The organism is Nitrosovibrio sp. Nv6, from assembly GCF_900110495.1.
Lineage (GTDB): Bacteria > Pseudomonadota > Gammaproteobacteria > Burkholderiales > Nitrosomonadaceae > Nitrosospira.
In genome coordinates, this window is sequence record NZ_FODX01000001.1 from 1,204,665 (window position 1) to 1,222,487 (window position 17,823).

Annotated in this window: 16 protein-coding genes; 7 read left to right on the top strand and 9 right to left on the bottom strand. The window is 55.6% G+C overall.

Annotation, left to right across the window (positions count from 1 at the left end; all coding sequences use genetic code 11):
• Positions 1 to 160: 160 nt before the first annotated feature.
• The 4 genes from BMX66_RS05885 to rtcA all read right to left on the bottom strand — a co-directional run bounded on the left by BMX66_RS05885 (position 161) and on the right by rtcA (position 3,553).
• Positions 161 to 475, bottom strand: a complete 315-nt coding sequence (locus BMX66_RS05885) for a hypothetical protein (protein ID WP_090879230.1) — start codon at positions 473 to 475, stop codon at positions 161 to 163.
• Between the two features lie 53 nt (positions 476 to 528).
• Positions 529 to 2,016: a DVUA0089 family protein gene (locus BMX66_RS05890; protein WP_090879232.1), complete on the bottom strand. Its 1,488-nt coding sequence runs from the start codon at positions 2,014 to 2,016 to the stop codon at positions 529 to 531.
• A gap of 4 nt (positions 2,017 to 2,020) precedes the next feature.
• The gene (locus tag BMX66_RS05895; protein ID WP_090879234.1) at positions 2,021 to 2,263 is read right to left on the bottom strand and encodes a tyrosinase family oxidase copper chaperone; all 243 of its coding nucleotides are present in this window, start codon (positions 2,261 to 2,263) and stop codon (positions 2,021 to 2,023) included.
• 249 nt (positions 2,264 to 2,512) lie between these two features.
• Entirely contained in the window at positions 2,513 to 3,553 is a 1,041-nt protein-coding gene (rtcA, locus tag BMX66_RS05900) for an RNA 3'-terminal phosphate cyclase (RefSeq protein ID WP_090879236.1), read from the bottom strand.
• Between the two features lie 265 nt (positions 3,554 to 3,818).
• Here rtcA and BMX66_RS05905 point away from each other — a divergent pair, with 265 nt between their 5' ends.
• Complete coding sequence (locus BMX66_RS05905; protein WP_090879238.1) at positions 3,819 to 4,097, top strand: DUF504 domain-containing protein; 279 nt, start codon at positions 3,819 to 3,821, stop codon at positions 4,095 to 4,097.
• Positions 4,098 to 4,253: 156 nt separating this feature from the next.
• Here BMX66_RS05905 and BMX66_RS05910 read toward each other — a convergent pair whose 3' ends face one another.
• The 3 genes from BMX66_RS05910 to BMX66_RS05920 all read right to left on the bottom strand — a co-directional run bounded on the left by BMX66_RS05910 (position 4,254) and on the right by BMX66_RS05920 (position 7,603).
• The gene (locus BMX66_RS05910) at positions 4,254 to 4,559 is read right to left on the bottom strand and encodes a hypothetical protein (protein ID WP_090879240.1); all 306 of its coding nucleotides are present in this window, start codon (positions 4,557 to 4,559) and stop codon (positions 4,254 to 4,256) included.
• A gap of 131 nt (positions 4,560 to 4,690) precedes the next feature.
• Positions 4,691 to 7,135, bottom strand: coding sequence for a VIT domain-containing protein (locus BMX66_RS05915; protein ID WP_090879242.1), 2,445 nt, complete (start codon positions 7,133 to 7,135; stop codon positions 4,691 to 4,693).
• Between the two features lie 18 nt (positions 7,136 to 7,153).
• The gene (locus tag BMX66_RS05920; protein ID WP_090879960.1) at positions 7,154 to 7,603 is read right to left on the bottom strand and encodes a helix-turn-helix domain-containing protein; all 450 of its coding nucleotides are present in this window, start codon (positions 7,601 to 7,603) and stop codon (positions 7,154 to 7,156) included.
• Between the two features lie 163 nt (positions 7,604 to 7,766).
• On the opposite strand from BMX66_RS05920, the gene BMX66_RS05925 reads away from it, so the two are divergent.
• Genes BMX66_RS05925 through BMX66_RS05935 form a run of 3 tightly spaced genes read left to right on the top strand, consistent with a single transcriptional unit; the run spans position 7,767 to position 8,740 of the window.
• Positions 7,767 to 8,036 (top strand): helix-turn-helix domain-containing protein, encoded by a 270-nt coding sequence (locus BMX66_RS05925; RefSeq protein ID WP_090879244.1) that lies wholly within the window; start codon positions 7,767 to 7,769, stop codon positions 8,034 to 8,036.
• Positions 8,033 to 8,254 carry a hypothetical protein gene (locus BMX66_RS05930; RefSeq protein ID WP_090879246.1) on the top strand — a complete coding sequence of 74 codons (222 nt, stop codon included), beginning with the start codon at positions 8,033 to 8,035 and terminating at the stop codon, positions 8,252 to 8,254. Before BMX66_RS05925 ends, BMX66_RS05930 begins: the two co-directional genes overlap by 4 nt.
• Positions 8,255 to 8,284: 30 nt before the next feature.
• Positions 8,285 to 8,740, top strand: coding sequence for a putative molybdenum carrier protein (locus tag BMX66_RS05935; protein WP_090879248.1), 456 nt, complete (start codon positions 8,285 to 8,287; stop codon positions 8,738 to 8,740).
• An 83-nt stretch (positions 8,741 to 8,823) separates the two neighbouring features.
• Here the strand turns inward: BMX66_RS05935 and putA are convergent, their stop codons facing one another.
• Complete coding sequence (gene putA / locus BMX66_RS05940) at positions 8,824 to 12,513, bottom strand: trifunctional transcriptional regulator/proline dehydrogenase/L-glutamate gamma-semialdehyde dehydrogenase (protein WP_090879251.1); 3,690 nt, start codon at positions 12,511 to 12,513, stop codon at positions 8,824 to 8,826.
• 492 nt (positions 12,514 to 13,005) lie between these two features.
• Between putA and BMX66_RS05945 the strand changes: the two genes are divergently transcribed.
• Both BMX66_RS05945 and BMX66_RS05950 read left to right on the top strand, forming a co-directional pair.
• On the top strand, positions 13,006 to 14,067 hold the full coding sequence (locus BMX66_RS05945) for a hypothetical protein (protein WP_090879253.1): 1,062 nt from the start codon (positions 13,006 to 13,008) through the stop codon (positions 14,065 to 14,067).
• A 322-nt stretch (positions 14,068 to 14,389) separates the two neighbouring features.
• Positions 14,390 to 15,370, top strand: a complete 981-nt coding sequence (locus BMX66_RS05950; RefSeq protein ID WP_255398825.1) for an isoaspartyl peptidase/L-asparaginase family protein — start codon at positions 14,390 to 14,392, stop codon at positions 15,368 to 15,370.
• A gap of 26 nt (positions 15,371 to 15,396) precedes the next feature.
• Here the strand turns inward: BMX66_RS05950 and BMX66_RS05955 are convergent, their stop codons facing one another.
• A complete protein-coding gene (locus tag BMX66_RS05955) occupies positions 15,397 to 15,825 on the bottom strand; it encodes an AAA family ATPase (protein ID WP_255398844.1) in 429 nt (142 codons plus the stop codon).
• 411 nt (positions 15,826 to 16,236) lie between these two features.
• On the opposite strand from BMX66_RS05955, the gene BMX66_RS05960 reads away from it, so the two are divergent.
• Positions 16,237 to 17,439: an IS4 family transposase gene (locus tag BMX66_RS05960; RefSeq protein ID WP_158593389.1), complete on the top strand. Its 1,203-nt coding sequence runs from the start codon at positions 16,237 to 16,239 to the stop codon at positions 17,437 to 17,439.
• Positions 17,440 to 17,823: the final 384 nt, after the last annotated feature.

Sequence of the window (17,823 nt, forward strand, 5' to 3'; positions counted from 1 at the left end):
GCAGCCTGTCGGACTTGAAGAATCGAAGCGGAAAAGTGACTGGCTGAGGACAGATTTTGAGGATTTTAAGGCCAATAGTTATTCTCTTGGCCGAAAAAGCGGCGAAATATGGGCCCGTCAGACGCTTTTGCGACCGATTTCCTTTAAGTCCGGCAGACTGCTAGGGCGGCGGTTCCTGGGTTTCTTCCTTGCACTTGATTTCCCAGGTAAGACGCGAGTGTATGACTTCATCAATCCGATTGAGGATCGGAACCGATTCCTCGGAGATAAGCGTATATTCAGACAGACACAGGTTTCGGGCATTGATGTCCAGCCATTCGGCCGCTCGTCCTCTTGCTCCACTGCTTCCGTCATATAAACTGGTAAGGGAGTAAACTGCGGAGCCGCCTTCTGTCCTGATGGGCTTGCTATCGGCCATCATCGAGCGGCACCCTGCAAGAAGGATAAGCACTAACAAAGCCAATGCGCTTTTCATCTATTTTTATTTTTCTGGTAGCGGACTATGCGCGGCCCCCCCCGAAAATTTTGTCAGGCTCTAACCGAAATACTATAGGCACCGGTCCCGCTTGGACTGTAATGCCTTACCCGCGCAAAGTACGTACCAGGTGCCAGGCTGACTGCGATTCTCGAGTTTGTCCCCGGACCGCTGTCGTCATCCTGGGCGATGAATGTGGCTGGATTATCGGGACCGGATAACGTAAGGAAGCAGTCCGTACTGCCAGCCGTTTCGATTATGTGCATGCCGGGCGTAGCGACTGTAAACGTGTACATGTCCTGCTCGTTGGCGGCATTAATGGTTCCCTGCACCGGCGGGCCGTTCACCTCGATGGTTTGAACACCCGGTTGTGTTGCCGATCCCCTCACCGAGATACTGTAGCTGCCTACCGATGAGTTGCTGTAGTGCCGCACCCGAACGTAATATGTGCCCGCCGACAGGTTCCTTGTAATCCGCGAATTCGTTCCCGGTCCGCTGTCATCGTCTTCGGTAATGAACGTCGCCATATTATTCGGCCCATAAAGGGACGCCACCACATCCGTTGAACCCTGGGTCTCAACAACATAGCTTCCCGGCGCGGTAACCTCAAAACTGAAAACGTCAACCTCACCTGCCTGTGCTATTGAAGCGGCTGCAGGAGCCGCATCAACGGTAAGTGCCACTACCTGCGGCGTTTCGGGCTCCTCGTTGTCATACGTGTAACCAAGCGCATGGTGATCGAGAACGCTTCTCGGCGTTGGCGGCGTCGCTTCGTCATCCCATGGGGGCATCGGATCGTCCAGGCCGTGACCGGCTACCACATTGGGGGTGCCACTGGCCGGCCTGTAGTCCTGGCCGGGGTTTTCCCTTTGCCATTCGGCCCACAGCCGGTCGATATTGCAATGATGCAGCCAGAACACAGGGTCATTGGGAGATGACATTGCCATCATCGATCCACCGACCCACATGTGTCCGGGATTGTGAATAACCCCTTCAAGCCGGTTTCGAAAACTCGTGTTCATGCTGCTACCGGAATTCCAGGGTGACGAATCGTATGGAACTACATTTTTGGCAGCATCCACCGCCGACTGGGTAGGAAGAGATCCCATGGCGCCGAACGCGCGGGTTAAGAAGGGCGTTGTATCACCCGGGTCCAGGACGGTAAGGTTCCATTCCCCGGTAGAAAAAGCGAAGGGACCGGTCATCACCCGTTGACTGCCGCCCGTTCCATTTCCCCCCATAAAGTCCGCATTCCAAATTGAGGCTGTAGCCGTCCTGTCGACTGTCCAGTCCCAATAGGGGATGGAAACATTGGGATCGATCTCCTGGAGCGCCCGTTCAAATCGCGCAAGATATTCACGGTGCCACGGCAGGAAGGCCGGTCCTCCATGAGCGGGATCGTTGGGACCGGCAAGAAAAGCAGCACGGTGCTGGGCAACGAATACATCGTAGTCGCCGCTTGCCTTCAATGCTTTTACCGCGGCAACGAATGCGGATTTCTCGGACGGCGTCAGACTGGACTGGTTCTTTCGAATTCCCATGTCGTTATTCCCCCACCGGTTTAGAGTCGATAATTTTTTTGGCTAAATCAATGGGTGAAGGTTGGGGATCGAAAGCAAGACCGGATGCAATAAAAGCACCAGCGGCATTCCGCACCATGAAAACCTTCTCTCCGTCGATGAATAGTTCGAGTCCTCCTGGACCTCGGCCTTCTGTCGCCGTTAAAGCATCTTCTCCTGATCGGACAATAATCTCACGGCCTCTATAATTTTCACGCTGCTCCGCCATTTTTTTCCTCGTAAATTTGATATTCCAGCCAGGTCAAATACCAGTGCGTTCGAATGAGCCAGCATTTTTAATATAGTCTATTTCATTAAAAATGCCAGACGTGCCATTAACGCTGATTTATCCAGAGGGCGAATTGTTGCGCGAACGGCAGATAGCAGATGTAGGGTATATGAATCTGCTGTATGAAAGATGAATAACCTGGTGAAATCGGATCAACAACATAACCTTTCATCATGCATGGCCGCATTGCTAACCTACCCCATTCGGCTCCGCCTTGACACGAACCAGACTCCCTTCCTGGCTAACGCTAAAGCGGACCGGCAGGAACTGCTCCAGTAACCAGATAGTAGTGGCAGCATGAGACGAAAGGCTTCTCGCGAGAAAGCAGGAAGCGCCTCCAGCCAGCGCGAGATAAATCAGCACCTGATCGGCAGCATGTATGTCGAGGGTCGCTCCTGATAAAATTTCTTCCCGCAGAAGCTGCCCCGCCGCAGATCCAAGCCGCTCGGCAGGCACTCCTCTCTCCGCTACGGCGGAAGCAGCCAGCCTGGTCTGTTCCATATATGCATTCAGGAGGATTGCTCCACCCATACCGATCGCTTTATCGACGCCTAATATGGCAAGGTCGATAGCTGGTGTGGGAAAAGCTGAAAGTTCCGCCAGGGCCGAACCCGCCATTCTCTGGACAATATGGGCCGGCATATTGGAGATATGCGCAAAGCCGCGAATTTGAGTAAGGCTTTCCGGCGCATTCAGGATCAAAGGTCGAAGGGACGGAGAGGGTTCCACCTCCACCGTCACATGCCCTCCTCCGCGCGGATAATATCCCCGCCGCAGCAAGTCAATTTTTGCCCTGACGCCCATACCGGATAGCAATGGCAGCAGCACATAGCGGAAATAATCCAGCGGCGGCGCAGCGCGGACATCTGTACCTCCGACGATATTCATCCGCAATGGCTCACCGCAAACCATGGCAACGGGGAGCGCTGCCTGAAGCACCAAAGTGATACTCCCCGCAGTGCCGATGGGAAAATCGTAATGGCCGCCGCGCAACGGACCGGGACGAAAACTGATTTCCCGGGACTTGACTTCCAGCCCTTCCGCCTCCGCCCCACAAAGCGCCGCTACTGCCCTGACTGCGGTAAGATGCTGCGGTGCAAGACCGGGATTGCCTCGTTTGGCCCGGATGTTGTACACATGGACTGATTGGCCGGTAATTGCCGCAAGCGCCACAGACGTGCGTAGCAGTTGCCCTCCGCCTTCCCCGTATGAACCGTCGATGTCTCGCATGCCGAGCCTCTTACCTGATATTGCGGCCAGAAAAAAACATGTTTTCGGGATCGAAGAATTTAATGTAGCATCAAATAATGAACGGGTCGGATAACAGTACGGTTTTTGGCCGATGGAGCAGTTGCGGGTTTGTGACAGGGTACGAGCATTTGAGTGATCGCATCGCGGATGTATGGCGAAGTGCCTGATCGAATGCAGTCCGGCGCGCCGTTATTGACGACCTGCACAAAAAAGATGGTGGCGATTCACGTGCGGAGGAGCTTTCATGATCCCCATTCAGGAATTACTCAATCGGATTCGCTGGGATGATTCATTCGCAAAAGGGGATTTTGTGATCGGATACTACGATCGTGTAGATGAGATAGTCATCCAGGTCCCGCTACACCAGATTCATTTTACTCCAGGGGACCATTTTTTCTTTCAGATCACGGATCGGGACGGCCGTATTCACGAGATTCCCTTCCATCGGGTCAGGGAGGTCTATAAGAATAAGGAGTTAATCTGGCATCGAGACCTTAAGGATCAGACGGATAACGACACTTGACGTTTGATCAGATAGGGATCTCGGGTCGGTCGTTTGGACGAGACCAATCCTGAAATCGTTCATGTCAACTACAGGTGGCCGCAGCCTGCCAGCTTATGACGTCCGTCGCGACACTAACACATATAAATATTCTGTACTGGACCTGTTCAACAAATCCTAATAACGGTAACCGGGGTTATATTTATCATTTCCATGTATTGCCGGCGCATTGGTGGCATAGGGATTGTTGGCGCTGTCATTGCTGTAGCGGCTTCCATATTGTCCTTGGGGATTATTGATGGAGTCCTGGCTGTGTTCGCTTCCGTAACGGCCATACGGATTACTTACCGAATTGGGGTCGTGAGGATTGGCGCTCAGGTTGCCCAGGTATTTGCCGGTTTGCCGATCTCTGAGTTGCGGCGGATCAGCTTGAGCGATTCCGGAAATTAGAACCACAAGCAGAGCCGGGACGATGAATTTCATAATACGCCTCCTTTTTAATTGTTGGTTGTAGCGTCTCACCAGAAAAAAGAGAATTTGGTGCGGGAACCAAGTCTGCCCATCCAATGTCTCCAGTGCGTCACCGAATCAAGAACCTCCGTCGATTTTGCGCGTCAGACAGCCGCTTCTTTCTCTTTCAGCCGGGTTTCTTTTCGCAGCTTTTCCATGGCATAGATCCGATCAGGCCAGGTATCTCCAGTCATCCCATCCAGCGAAGCCACCATTTCCTCCACTAACAGAGTATCCACATTGGGACGGCCGCCGAGGTTTGTCGCAAACGAATCCTTCACCCCCTTCGGGATCAAGTTAAGGCCCTGCAGAAGTCCGGAGGATTTGGTCAAGGATTCATGGATGCTTCGCTGCGACATCACATACAGAAATGCTTTGACCACGATTTTTTCGGGAAGCGATTGAGTATCCATGCCAATCACCAGCTCCAGCCAGTCTGTCAACCACGCACCGAGACCGATCTGGCGCAATTCGATGTAGGTCTTGGGCCACTCTGTCATGGGTGCAATGCGGAGCCATTCACTCAACCCCAGGGGAGTCAGTTCCGAGCCGGACCAATAGTGCCGCTTCGTGCGGTCAATGATGTGGTCGCGCTTGTGCTGCAACGCAGCGGTATCCGCATGAGTGCGGTATTCGAACGACAATGCATTCTGAGCTACCTTGATGCCGCACGCATCGACATCGCTCCAATCCAGGGAAACAGCTGATTGATATTCGGCAATGCCGGCCGCCAGGTAGGACCCACCGCGAGAGAACATCACTGACCCTGTCACTGACCCTGTGCCGCCCCACCCGGCAGGAACCATGTACCTGACCTTGTAAAAATCAGGCATGTCGGCTGGCTTTTGCTCTCCAGCTCGCTGATGCACCAGCAGGAAACTGGTCTGGTCAGTTACCAGTTGATAGGCCACCCCCAATTGCGTCGCCTCTGGTGTTACCCCGATCAGCGAATCCGTTTCAACCGATTGCAGCCTCACGGAAGCAGCCAACCTCGACAAGGTGTTATCAGGTTCCAGGACTGCCGCGAACGTGGCACAACCGATCTCTTCTGGTACGCCTGCCGCTGAACGAGTGCCCAGCAGGCGCACATCGCCACCCGGCAGTTGTGACACGCCACTGAAGAAGGCGAATACATTGACTGTGTCCCCGTCAAAAACCGCCGCATTGAGGCACGACACCCACTCGGGTTTTGAACCCCCGGGCCACACGACGGCCAAGTCCGTCAATCGTGGCGAGCGCAAGCGCGCGAACATTCGTGACACCGCAGGCTCCACTGCTTCACCCGCGGACACGAAGTCACAAGCGCCAAGGGTGGCTTCCGCCAGCCGATGCAAGTGGCTTTCCGCCGGACTGCTGCCAATACCGACCACAAACACCCGGTGGCCGGAGGCTTTAGCGGATTCAACCGCGCTGTCAATGGCACTGATCCCGCCATCTGTCACGATGAGGACGTCGCTGGGCACAGTTTGGGCAAGGCCAAACGTCGAACGCAGCGCCTCTTCCATTTCGGTGTCGCCCAAATTGGCTTGCAGGCCGACAACCCAGCGCTGAGCCGCCAACTGGGTGGTTTCTGTTACTGCCCAGAGACCGCGCGAGCGATGCTCAACAGTGCTGCCGAATCTTGAGAGCGAAAAACGATCACCTTTGTCCAATTGATGAATAATGGACTGCAAGGCCCCTTTGGCGGCCTGGATGCTGTCGCCTTCCATCGAGCCGGAGCAATCCACCAGAATCTTGACGGCAATAGCCGTCGAGTCCGATGCAGAAATATGCGGACAGAAGCTAGCCAGCGCCACCACGCCCTCCGGTTCAACGAAATCGCGAGCCAGGATCGCTGCGGAGTCCTGGGTCAGCTGGTCAATGACCAGTACGAAATCGCGATCAAGCGTCCCCCGACGCGCCAGTGATATCGTCAATATGGTATCCGCCCCGGTCGAACTGCGGGCAATACCGATGGAGTGGCTGGGTGACGCCACTTGCGCACGCGCCAGTTCGCCGTGCAGGCTCAATTCAATATCGAATGGGTATTCAGCCAATAAATCGTGTACTGGCGCCTGATGCGGTTGCATTCCGCCTTCAGTGACGGCGTCGCCGTACCGTGGCGCGATAACTGTCGGGATCAACAGGCGCAGGCCGCGCTGTTCAAATTGCAATGTCTGCGCGTAGCGCAGCTTGATGACACAATTCTCTCCCGCCGCCAGATTGCCGAGGTTCAGGCTGTAGCTGCAATCGCGGTTCTTCTCCAGCATGACTGCCGCGTTGCCCTCCGAGAGCATCTCCTCATAGCGGACTTCGGCCTGATTCTTTTCGATGATCGAACCAGCCAGGTGCTGATCTCCCAACTGGACATCAATGCCCAGCAGGACTGCGCCCCAGGGCAAGGGAAAACTGTAGACAATCTCGACGTTCTTGCCGCTGGAATTACGAAACCGCTGTTCCACGCTCATTTCCAGCATCAAGCCCCGCACTTCGCCTGTCGCTCGCACACCCTCGAGCATCATGGGTTCGCCATGTCTTGTTTCCAGACAGGGATAGCCGCACTGATCCATTTTCTTCTCCCTCTTGTTCTAGTTGTTGCTCTTGTCCCGCTCTAGTCTCACGCCGCCGCTGACCTGAGCAAATACCCCCATGATGCCTTTTACCAGCCCACGCACCTGCTCAGGCGATAAACCCGCCCGGCCCGGCTCGATCACCACTTCAATCCCATCCGCCACTGTCAGATGGCTACATACCTCGACCGATCCAACGGCCCGTGGACGAGGAGGAATCGGCGCCTGTTCCCCCCGGAGCAGTTCGCGAATGCGTTCCAGGGACACACCGGCGGCCGTCCACTTCTTGATCAGCAACAGTTGTTCGAGATGCCGCGGACCATAGCGGGCCGCGCGCGTCTCGCCCTCGGGCCGATCAACGAGACCGATCTGAACGTAGTAACGAACGGTCCTGGGAGGCAGATCCGAAAATACGCACAGTTCAGCCAGCGAATAGCTGGGTTTCGTTGAAGTTTTTTCTGATTTCATGCGACACATTGTGACATCAATACTGTACTAAAACAAGTGTCTTAATTTCAATGCTCAGCGCCTTTAACTTATATTCTTACCCAGCAAAAATGGCTCTCCGCTAGCTATAATTAACCGTCTCATGTTATTATTTCATCGGAATCGATCAACAATAAACCCAACAATGATTACTTGTCGACTTTCCACCATTCTTGGCACTCGGCGCATTAAAGTCGCCGACGTGTGCCGCGCGACCGGCATCGCTCGCGCCACCCTCGATCGCTATTATTACGACCGGGTAAACAGCTTTGATCGCGGCGTATTGGAAAAACTTTGCAAATTTTTACAAGTGCAGCCGGGCGAACTGCTGATGATGGTCGACCAGCAGGACCTGTTTGAACCATGGGGCATACGTGGTCCCGCTACCGGGTTATTGCTGGGCAAGAAAACATGATAGAGCGTGAAGTAAAACTTTTGCTCAATGCCAGCGCCGTAAAGCGGGTGCAGGTGCATTATGCAGTAATGTCCGAGGGCTATATGGTAGTGATCGATGGCCAGCCGCTGGAAACAGCAAGACGCGAAACCCGCGAATTCAAAACACTCGATGCGGCAGCCAGGTTGCTCTTCAAGATAGGCATCGCGGATTTTTCGGTTAAACTCAAGACCGGTTAATAACCAGTTCAGGGGCTTCTTTAGCGCACAGTGATCCAGAAAATAATTTCAGGTGGACAAACCGGCGCTGACCGCGCTGCGCTGGATTGGGCCATAGCCCATGATATACAGCATGGTGGCTGGTGTCCGGCTGGGCGGCGAGCAGAAGATGGGATAATTCCCGATTGCTATCGCTTGCAGGAAACGGTGGGACGCAACTACCAGCAGCGTACGAAATGGAACGTGCGCGACAGCGATGCCACGCTGATTGTTACGCTGGCGCCAGAGCTGACAGGGGGATCACTATTTACGCAGGAATGGGCAAGAAAAATCAATCGGCCATGCCTGCATGTTTATCCCTGCGATGAATGGCGTAAATGGATCAGCGCTTTCCTGAAAACAAACCGGATTCGGATACTGAATGTGGCAGGTCCGCGTAATTCAAGCGCGGCAGGCATTGAACGATTTGTTCATGAAGTATTGGATGAAGCATTCATGAAGACTTGATCAGGCGAAAGAAGCGCCTCATGGTTACGGTTACGAAATTAATCCAAAAAGAATAACAGCATGAGCATGTTCATCGGACGCGTTCAAGCGTCCAATGTCATCAGGCTGGCATTGCCCCCGGCGGCGGCCGTATTCACGCTCACTACGCGCTCTACCGTTAACCTATATAGGGGAAAATTTTTGCCCGCGGCTGATATCAACGGCACCCGCGCACCGTCGCGAGCCGCAAGTTCGTTTCTCAGCCGGTAGGCGTCGTCCGCAAAACCCACGTGCAGCACAACGTCGGGTGCGGCTTGCATCCAGTCCGGCTCAATCCGCAACTGCTCTCTTACCGCTGGCGGCAGCGTGTGGGCCAGCGCCCGTGGTATCGAGCCTTCCGCGAGCAGCACGCGGTTGCCGGCTGCCAGCGCGGCGGCAATCTGCTCAAGCAGCGTTTCCTCGTCATTCGCAAGGCAGGCTACTTCCCCGCGTGGCGCGAACACGAGCGTATTGCTCTCACCGGTTGGACCCGGCAGCGGGATGCGGTATCTGAGCGGCGTGCGCGCCCTGTAATCTTCGCAGAGTTCAGAGAGCGAAGCGCGCCCTGTCTGCTGCGCCCAATCGGCGAGAGCCCGCAGCGCCGCCAGCGCCTCCGGTTCACCCTGCTCGTTCCGTTCGCCGTTTTCATGTACGCCGCCGATGCGCTCGAGCGACACCGGCGCTTGCCGTAGTAGACGGTACAGATAGAGCGGCCCGCCTGCCTTGGGTCCGGTACCCGATTTACCTTCGCCGCCGAACGGCTGGACACCCACCACAGCCCCGATCATATTGCGATTCACGTAAATATTGCCGACATGCGCGCGAGTCACGGTGAAATCGATGGTCTCATCGATGCGGCTGTGAATGCCGAGCGTAAGCCCGTAGGCGGTCGCGTTGATACTGTTGACCAACCCGTCCAGCCGATCACGGGCAAAACGGACAACGTGCAGCACCGGACCAAACACCTCGCGCTCCAGCTCGCTGATATCGTTAATTTCGATCAGGGTCGGCGGTACAAAGGTACCATTTGCGCATACAGGCGGCAGTGGCAATTGGAACATCGCATGACCGGCGACGCGCATTTTCTCGATATGCGCGAGCAGTGCACCTTGCGCCTCGACGTCGATCACCGGGCCGACATCCGTAGCCAGCCGCCCTGGATTGCCGAGCGCAAGTTCCTGCATTGCGCCCTTCAGCATTTCCAGCGCGCGGTCGGCAATTTCTTCCTGCAAGCACAGTACGCGCAGCGAGGAGCAGCGCTGGCCCGCGCTGTCGAACGCGGACACCAGCACGTCCTGCACCACCTGCTCAAGCCGCGCGGACGAATCGACGATCATTGCGTTCTGTCCGCCGGTCTCGGCGATCAGCGTAACCTCGCCCTCGTGCGATCGCCCGGCGAGCGTGCGATGGATAAGCTGCGCGACCTCGGTCGAGCCGGTAAAGATCACGCCGCGCACTCGCCCATCGCCAATGAGGTGTGCCCCGACTGTTTCGCCGCGCCCCGGCAGAAGTTGCAGCGCCGCGCGCGGAATGCCGGCCTCATGCAGCAGCCTGACTGCGGCGGCTGCGATCAGCGGTGTCTGCTCGGCCGGCTTCGCAAGTACCGGGTTACCAGCGGCGAACGCGGCGCTCACCTCGCCAATGAATATCGCAAGCGGGAAATTCCATGGACTGATGCAGACCACCGGCCCCAGCGCTTCTGGCTTGCTACTGCCTGCAAACTGACTGCGAAGCTGCTGTGCGTAATAGCGGCAGAAGTCGACCGCCTCGCGCACCTCGGCGAGCCCATTCGGCAGGGACTTGCCGGATTCACGCACCGCGAGTCCGATCAGTTCTGACCGGTGCGCCTCAAGCGCGTCAGCTGCGTACTCAAGCAGCATCGCGCGGTACCCCGGCGGCGTCGCCTGCCATTCGGGCGCGAATGCCTGGGCGGCGGCAAGCGCTGCCTCTACATCGCTATCGCTCGCCTCAATCACGGTACCGACGCAATCAGTCCGATCGGCAGGATTCAAAACCGGCAGCCGCTCGCCGCCTTTACGGTCGCCGTCGGCGAGCATCGGCACGGCCGACCGGTCCGGAGTATCCTTCCCCGAAAATTCGGCGAGCTCGGCGGCCAGTCTGGCAAGCGCGTGCTCATCGCTGAAATCGATACCGGATGAGTTCCTGCGCTCGGCGCCGTAAAGCTCGCGCGGCAGTGGAATCGCTGGATGCGGCCGCGCACCTTCGCGCTCGACCTGGGCGAGCGGATCGGTGACCAGCTCGTCTATGCTTACGTCTTCATCGACGGTGCGGCTGACGAAGGACGAATTCGCGCCGTTCTCGAGCAAGCGCCGCACCAGGTAGGGAAGCAGCGTCTCGTAGTTGCCAACGGGCGCATAAATGCGGCAGGGCTTTGCGAGCTGGCCCGCCCCCACCACCTGGTCGTACAACGCCTCACCCATCCCGTGCAGGCACTGGAATTCGTAGTCGTCAATCCGCGCATCCTGCGCCATCTGGTAGACCGCCGACAGCGTATGCGCATTGTGCGTCGCGAACTGCGGGTAGATCGCATCCGGCGCGCAAAGCATCTTCTGTGCGCAGGCGAGGTAGCAAACGTCCGTATGCACCTTGCGTGTATAGACCGGATAGTCCTCCAATCCCTCGACCTGCGCACGCTTGATCTCCGCGTCCCAATACGCGCCCTTTACCAGCCGCACCATGATCCGGTGACTGCTGCGGCGCGCAAGGTCAATAATCCAGTCGATTACGGCTGGACAGCGCTTCTGATAGGCTTGAACGACGAACCCGATACCATCCCAGCCAGCCAATTCAGGGTCGAACGCGAGCGCTTCCAGCAGATCGAGCGAGAGCTCAAGCCGGTCGGCTTCCTCGGCATCAATGTCCAGCCCGATGTCATATTGCCTGGCGAGCGCCAGCAACGACTTAAGTCGAGGCAGCAGCTCGGCGATTACACGCTCGCGCTGGGCGCGCACGTAGCGCGGATGCAGCGCGGAAAGCTTGACGGAGATGCCGGCTCCCGCGTGGACACCCTGCCCGGCGGCTGCCTTGCCAATCGCGTGAATTGCGGCCTCGTACGATGCATAGTAGCGTTCGGCGTCGGCTGCGGTGAGAGCAGCTTCGCCCAGCATATCGTAGGAATAGCGGTAACCGCGCGCCTCATGCTCGCGGCTGCGATCTAGCGCCTTCTCGATCGTCTCGCCGATCACAAACTGATGACCCAGCATGCGCATCGCGAGATCCATGGCCCTGCGAATCAGCGGTTCGCCGCCCTTCTCGACCAGACGTGTCAACGTGGCCGTTAATCCGCCCTCGCTGTGGGTCGAGACCAGCTTGCGGGTAATCAGCAAGCCCCATGCCGCGGCGTTCACGAACAGCGATGGGCTGTGCCCGAGGTGCGCGCCCCATTCGCCCCTGCTGATCTTGTCCCGGATGAGGCGGTCGGCGGTTTCCCTGTCGGGGATGCGCAGCAGCGCCTCGGCGAGGCACATCAGCGCGATGCCTTCCTGGCTGGATAGCGAAAATTCATGCAACAGCGCATCGACCCCGCTGGCGTGGGCACGCTTGCCGCGCACCGCGGTGACGAGCCTGCGTGCGCGTTCCTGAACTTGGTAACGGCTTGCGGGCGGCAGATTGATCTGCCCCATCAGCTCATCCACGCTCTGTGCCTCGTCGCGGCGGCAGGCATCGATAATTGCGGCGCGTAATGACGATTGCGGAGTATGGAGTTCGAACTGGAGAGGAGTATTGCGGACCATAGTTGGAAATTAATGGCCAACTGCTTGCTTGCGGATATGACTTTGACGCATACGGCGACTGTTAACTGTTAATAATGCAACGTAACGACGAGTAACATTTTCCCGCCACTTGTTTCCAATCGCTTGAGCGGTTTTCTATTGTTCAACTCTTTTAAGGTCCAAAGTTACCTGCTAATCCCAGAGCTACCCAACCGGTTCAGTATATAAGGATAGAGTTATAACAAAATAATAAAAACTTTATCATGGCACATTCTTCCGAAGGTCCATCGAATGGCCATTATTCCCGTCTTTCTCTTTTAGGTCTGTGCGTCATGCCTCATAAATTTGAATGTCCCTTTCCTGCCTCGAATAGATAAAATCGAGTCATGTCCAACAATCTGCCCGCCGCGAATCTGTGATGGTCCGGTGGGGCAACGAGCGACTCGGAACTTCTGGCGTTCAACGTGAGGCGCACAGTCGAAATTCGGGTTGGATGACTGGAGAGATCAAGCCATGAAAACAGCAGAGTTGCTGACGCAGCGTTTGGAGCTCGTCTACCGATGGTACAAGGGCATGGTCAATCCGGATACCAGGATGCTCGAGTACCTCTACATCCCCCAGGACGACGAATTCATCCGCGAGAAATCCCCCATCCGGGATATCGCCTCCGTGTGGGACGTGCAAATGCTCAGCGATTTCCTGAAAAGGCATGAGCTTCGACCACTGGTCGAGAAGTCGTTGCGGCACTACGGCAATTACCTCGTGGAACGCGACGGGTACCTGATCCTCGACCCCCGCCGCCTGGAGGAGCCTTCGTCCATTGCCCACAGCGCCTTTATGATCCTGGCCCTGCTGCACGCCTCGCCGCCCCGCAGGACCCGGCAGATCGCTGCCCTCGCCGAGGGGATACTCCAGCAGCAGAGGCCAGACGGCTCCTACAAGGTGTACTTCCACGACCTGCCGGACCACGGAGAGGAACTGTACGCCGGCGAGGCCATGCTCGCTCTTCTGGAAACCTACCGGCAGTTACAGAACACCCGGTACCTGCACAGCGTGGAACGCGGCTTCTCCCATTATGATGTACAGTACTTCCGGCGCGCTCGTGTAGCGGAGGACGTGCTTGTCTTCTTCGCCAACTGGCAATCACAGGCCTGCCGCCTTTTGTTCGAGTGCACTCAGAGCGCTGGAATCAAGCAGGAAGTCGCGGACTACGTCTGCCGCATGCACGACCAGATCATTGAGCAGGGCTTCTACGAAAACGTCGAGGGCAACCCGGCTCAGCAGGTATCGGTGGAGGTGGCCTGCGCCTTGGAGGGGCTCAACGACGCCTACGCGGTCACACACACCTCAGACGATAAGCGTGCCAAACGCTACTACCAGTGCATCTGCACTGGGCTGGCATATCTGCTCAGGTTGCAATGCACCCGCAATGGAACAGAAAGGGAACGGGGCGGGTTCGGCCTGACCCCTGAAAATCGGACGCAGAGGATTGACATTACGGGCCATGCAGCCAACGCCTTCATGAAGAGCGTAGAGAATGGCATCGAATGCCAGCTGCCGTCCGCTGAACATTAACATTCCCGATGTTTCACGTGAAGATTTTAATTTGGCTTGTCATGATATGATCGGCCAAGCTTGGTCTGTTACCCCAGCCAAATCCGTTTCCTCGCTTTTGGCGACGAGGAGTCTCGGTGGACTTATCGGCAATCAGATTAGACTCCGCGTATGAGATTTATAATCAGGAAATACTTGAGGTGCCCACATCTCGAACAGTTGGAAGCCATACGCTGATTCTATCTGTCATAGGTAAACGCTACCATCCAGGTTTGCGCACATTTACAAACCCTCCCGAAGAAACTCCGATAATAACTTTCCTTACCCTTAGATTTTGTAACAGGTGATAGCACGAACAAACACCGCTGGGGTGGATACTTCACCGATCCGACTGGTGATTCACGGTGGCGCCGGTACTATCACGCGCAGCAAACTGACGGCGGAACTCGAACAGGCTTATACGCAGGTGCTTGCGCAATCGTTGACTGCCGGCCATTCAGTGCTTGAAGCGGGCGGCAGCAGCATTGACGCCGTGATTGCAGCGATCGTGGTCATGGAAGATTCGCCTTTGTTCAATGCGGGCAAGGGGGCGGTGTTCAGTAATGCCGGCGGCATTGAATTGGACGCATCTATTATGGACGGTTCCACGCTCATGGCAGGTTCTGTTGCCGCGGTTACGACAATACGCAACCCCATCCGCGCTGCGCACGCCGTGATGACAAATAGCGAGCATGTGATGCTTATGGGCCAGGGCGCCGATGCCTTTGCCGCCGAGAAGGGCCTGGAGATTGTTGATTCATCCTATTTCTATACCCAATTCCGGTGGAATCAGTTGCAAAAAGCCATTGCCGAAGAACGTCTGCTGCAGGACCATGACATGGTTCCCGATACGCCGCAGCCTGACGCGGATGAAAAGCGCGGAACGGTAGGTGCCGTGGCGCTGGATCGTCACGGCAATCTCGCCGCCGGCACATCGACTGGCGGGCTTACGAACAAGCGCTTCGGGCGCGTAGGGGATTCGTCCATCATCGGCGCGGGAACCTACGCGGACAATCGTTCGGTTGCGGTATCCGCGACTGGCACGGGAGAAATATTCATCCGCACAGTAGCTGCGTTCAACACGGCGGCGCAGGTACGGCTGCAGCACATTCCGCTTACCGAGGCGGCGGATAATACGCTGGCGGAAATCGCCGCCATCGGAGGGGATGGCGGCTTGATCGTGCTGGATGCAAAAGGCAATTATGCAATGCGTTTCAACACCAGAGGCATGTTCCGCGGCACTATCGGCAACGACGGCATCGTGCGGGTGGGCATTTTCTCCTGAGCTATAACCCAGGACGGCGTCCCTTTTTACATCGGCATGATTTCAAATCTGCCTTTATCTGCATGTACGAGGAATAGCTGGTCGAAGCCTTCCTCGATACTTGGCCGCTCCAAGCGCTTCAATGTGCCGAAAAGACCGGGAGAGGGAACGCGGTGCTTTTGGCTCCGGCCTTGGTTGCGTTCATACGAGGCTTTCGGGTCGGGCTCGAAGAAGTAACCGATCACGCGATACCGTGCGTTTCGTGCCGGTTCAATATAACGTGCACGATCTGCGCGAGTCGGGTTGGTATTGTCAATAACAAAGCGCTGCTGCGTTGCCAGACAGGTCTGCATGAAAATGCTTTCGCGATTGCGTGTTCGCAATAGATCCATACTGATGCGAACATGGGTTTCAAAAAAACGTTCGAGGTAAAAAGTAGTTTTGCCGGAAGCCTGAATGCCGATAAGAAGAATCATTTCCACGTGCGTGTCACCACCCAAGGCAATAGTCTTTTGGTCATGAAGCCATTCACCCTATTATTTTAATTGACCGGTTGTGGACAGCTCAACACAACGATAGCCGCCTCCAAGCGTTTTTTGTGCCTTCTCCGTTTCCCGTCGCGGACGGTAGCGGCGTCCATTCCCAGTTCACCCCGTGCAAATCCGCCTCAATATCAATACCGAAGGTGGGGGCACAAGAGCGCGGGGTGTGGCGAGTGTCCTTTATTCATAGTATGGATAATCGGTTCGCTCTCAAAGGATAATAGGGTCAGACACTGAGCTATCCCCATGAAATTCTTCAATATTACAGATAGTTATGATATATACTCAATCTAAAACAACGAGTGCATGAAACTTTTTCTTGAATATGACTTTTCAGGAGATCTCATGCACGCTGTCGCGGTATTACACAAACACCGTCAAAAAGCGGTTCCGTCAATCCACGGGACACGCCTGCAAGCGTTAATGGCCGCTGTGGGCTCGGTCTTATGCGGTGCTCAAATATCGATAACATCCTTAGTCCGAAGCCTTTCCAATGCAGCCTTCATCAAACACAAGATCAAGCGCATGGATCGTTTGATCGGCAACACCCGGCTCTATCAGGACCGATGTAGCCTTTATACTGCACTGACTCAATGGCTGGTACGGGGATTGCCACACCCCATTATTCTCATCGACTGGTCGCCCTTAAGCGGGGACCAAGAGCACTATGTATTGCGTGCGTCGTTACCGATGAAAGGGCGGGCATTAACGTTATATGAGGAAGTCCATCCCCATTCCCAGTTGGGTAATCGCAGCGTCCAACAGGACTTTTTAGCAACACTCAAAACCATGCTGCCACTGACGAGTCATCCGATCATCGTGGCGGATTCCGGGTTTCGCGTGCCGTTCTATCGTTACGTCGAACAGGCACTGGGCTGGCACTGGGTGGGGCGTATCCGGAACCGTGATTTTATCAGTTGGCAGAACCCCACCGATTCATGGTCTAGTGCAACGTCGCTGTATACGAAAGCCACCACCAAACCCGCTGATCTGGGCGCGGTTCAGTGGGTGCGGCGGCATCCGCTGCCTGCTTTTCTCGTTTTGGTGCGGCAACCCAAAAAAGGACGGCAACGATGCAACCAATCGGGTCAGCAGAGTCAGTCATGCCACAGTAAAAAACAAGCCAAGCGCGAAAAAGAGCCCTGGCTACTGGCAGCCTCCCTATCGTTACAATCGTTCACCGCCAAGCAGATCATGAAGCTGTATCAAGCGCGGATGCAAATCGAAGAAGGCTTTCGCGACAGCAAAAGTTATCGCTATGGCTTGGGCGTAGCCCGCGCCAATCGCATTGGTCAACAGCGTCGAGCGAACTTGCTGTTAATCGCTGCACTGGCTGCCTTCCTCCTTTGGTGTATCGGTGTTGCCGGAAAGAATCAGCCGATCGCTAAACAGGTGCGTGTCAATTCGTCCAGCAAACGAGATCCTTATTCGTTAATCTTTCTCGCGCGTTTGCTCCTGCGACAACCGGCGTTTCGATTATCACCCTGCCACATATGGCAATCGCTAACAACCATCAATCCTTATATCAAAAGCTTATTAGCTGCCTAAATTTGTGGGGATAGCTCAGGGTCAGACATGATTGTTGTAACCCAGTGGAGATTAGAAAGGTCTCAACTCGGGCCAAGCAAGTCCGTACCCCATGACACTGCGGTCCACCAATTAAAAAAGCCACCCGCTGGGGTGGCTTTTTTAATTGGGTGGAGGCGGCGGGAATCTACACCTTCACTAATGCACATCATAAGCGTTGAAGATCGGTAGCTTCGCTTAAGAAGATTTATTAGGCTCTTCCTCCCATATTTGTCGAATTCCATAAAGTACCGATACGATTGGGACGACAAAAAGAAACATCTGCAACCACTCCATAAATTCCATTTGATCTTAGTCCTCAAAAAAAGTATTCAGTCTTAAAAACTTTCCACTCTGCACCTATTC

Coding starts and splice junctions, on each gene's coding strand:
- BMX66_RS05885 (WP_090879230.1), bottom strand. CDS start 475: ATGAAAAGCGCATTGGCTTTGTTAGTGCTTATCCTTCTTGCAGGGTGC.
- BMX66_RS05890 (WP_090879232.1), bottom strand. CDS start 2,016: ATGGGAATTCGAAAGAACCAGTCCAGTCTGACGCCGTCCGAGAAATCC.
- BMX66_RS05895 (WP_090879234.1), bottom strand. CDS start 2,263: ATGGCGGAGCAGCGTGAAAATTATAGAGGCCGTGAGATTATTGTCCGA.
- rtcA (WP_090879236.1), bottom strand. CDS start 3,553: ATGCGAGACATCGACGGTTCATACGGGGAAGGCGGAGGGCAACTGCTA.
- BMX66_RS05905 (WP_090879238.1), top strand. CDS start 3,819: ATGATCCCCATTCAGGAATTACTCAATCGGATTCGCTGGGATGATTCA.
- BMX66_RS05910 (WP_090879240.1), bottom strand. CDS start 4,559: ATGAAATTCATCGTCCCGGCTCTGCTTGTGGTTCTAATTTCCGGAATC.
- BMX66_RS05915 (WP_090879242.1), bottom strand. CDS start 7,135: ATGGATCAGTGCGGCTATCCCTGTCTGGAAACAAGACATGGCGAACCC.
- BMX66_RS05920 (WP_090879960.1), bottom strand. CDS start 7,603: ATGAAATCAGAAAAAACTTCAACGAAACCCAGCTATTCGCTGGCTGAA.
- BMX66_RS05925 (WP_090879244.1), top strand. CDS start 7,767: ATGATTACTTGTCGACTTTCCACCATTCTTGGCACTCGGCGCATTAAA.
- BMX66_RS05930 (WP_090879246.1), top strand. CDS start 8,033: ATGATAGAGCGTGAAGTAAAACTTTTGCTCAATGCCAGCGCCGTAAAG.
- putA (WP_090879251.1), bottom strand. CDS start 12,513: ATGGTCCGCAATACTCCTCTCCAGTTCGAACTCCATACTCCGCAATCG.
- BMX66_RS05945 (WP_090879253.1), top strand. CDS start 13,006: ATGAAAACAGCAGAGTTGCTGACGCAGCGTTTGGAGCTCGTCTACCGA.
- BMX66_RS05955 (WP_255398844.1), bottom strand. CDS start 15,825: ATGATTCTTCTTATCGGCATTCAGGCTTCCGGCAAAACTACTTTTTAC.
- BMX66_RS05960 (WP_158593389.1), top strand. CDS start 16,237: ATGCACGCTGTCGCGGTATTACACAAACACCGTCAAAAAGCGGTTCCG.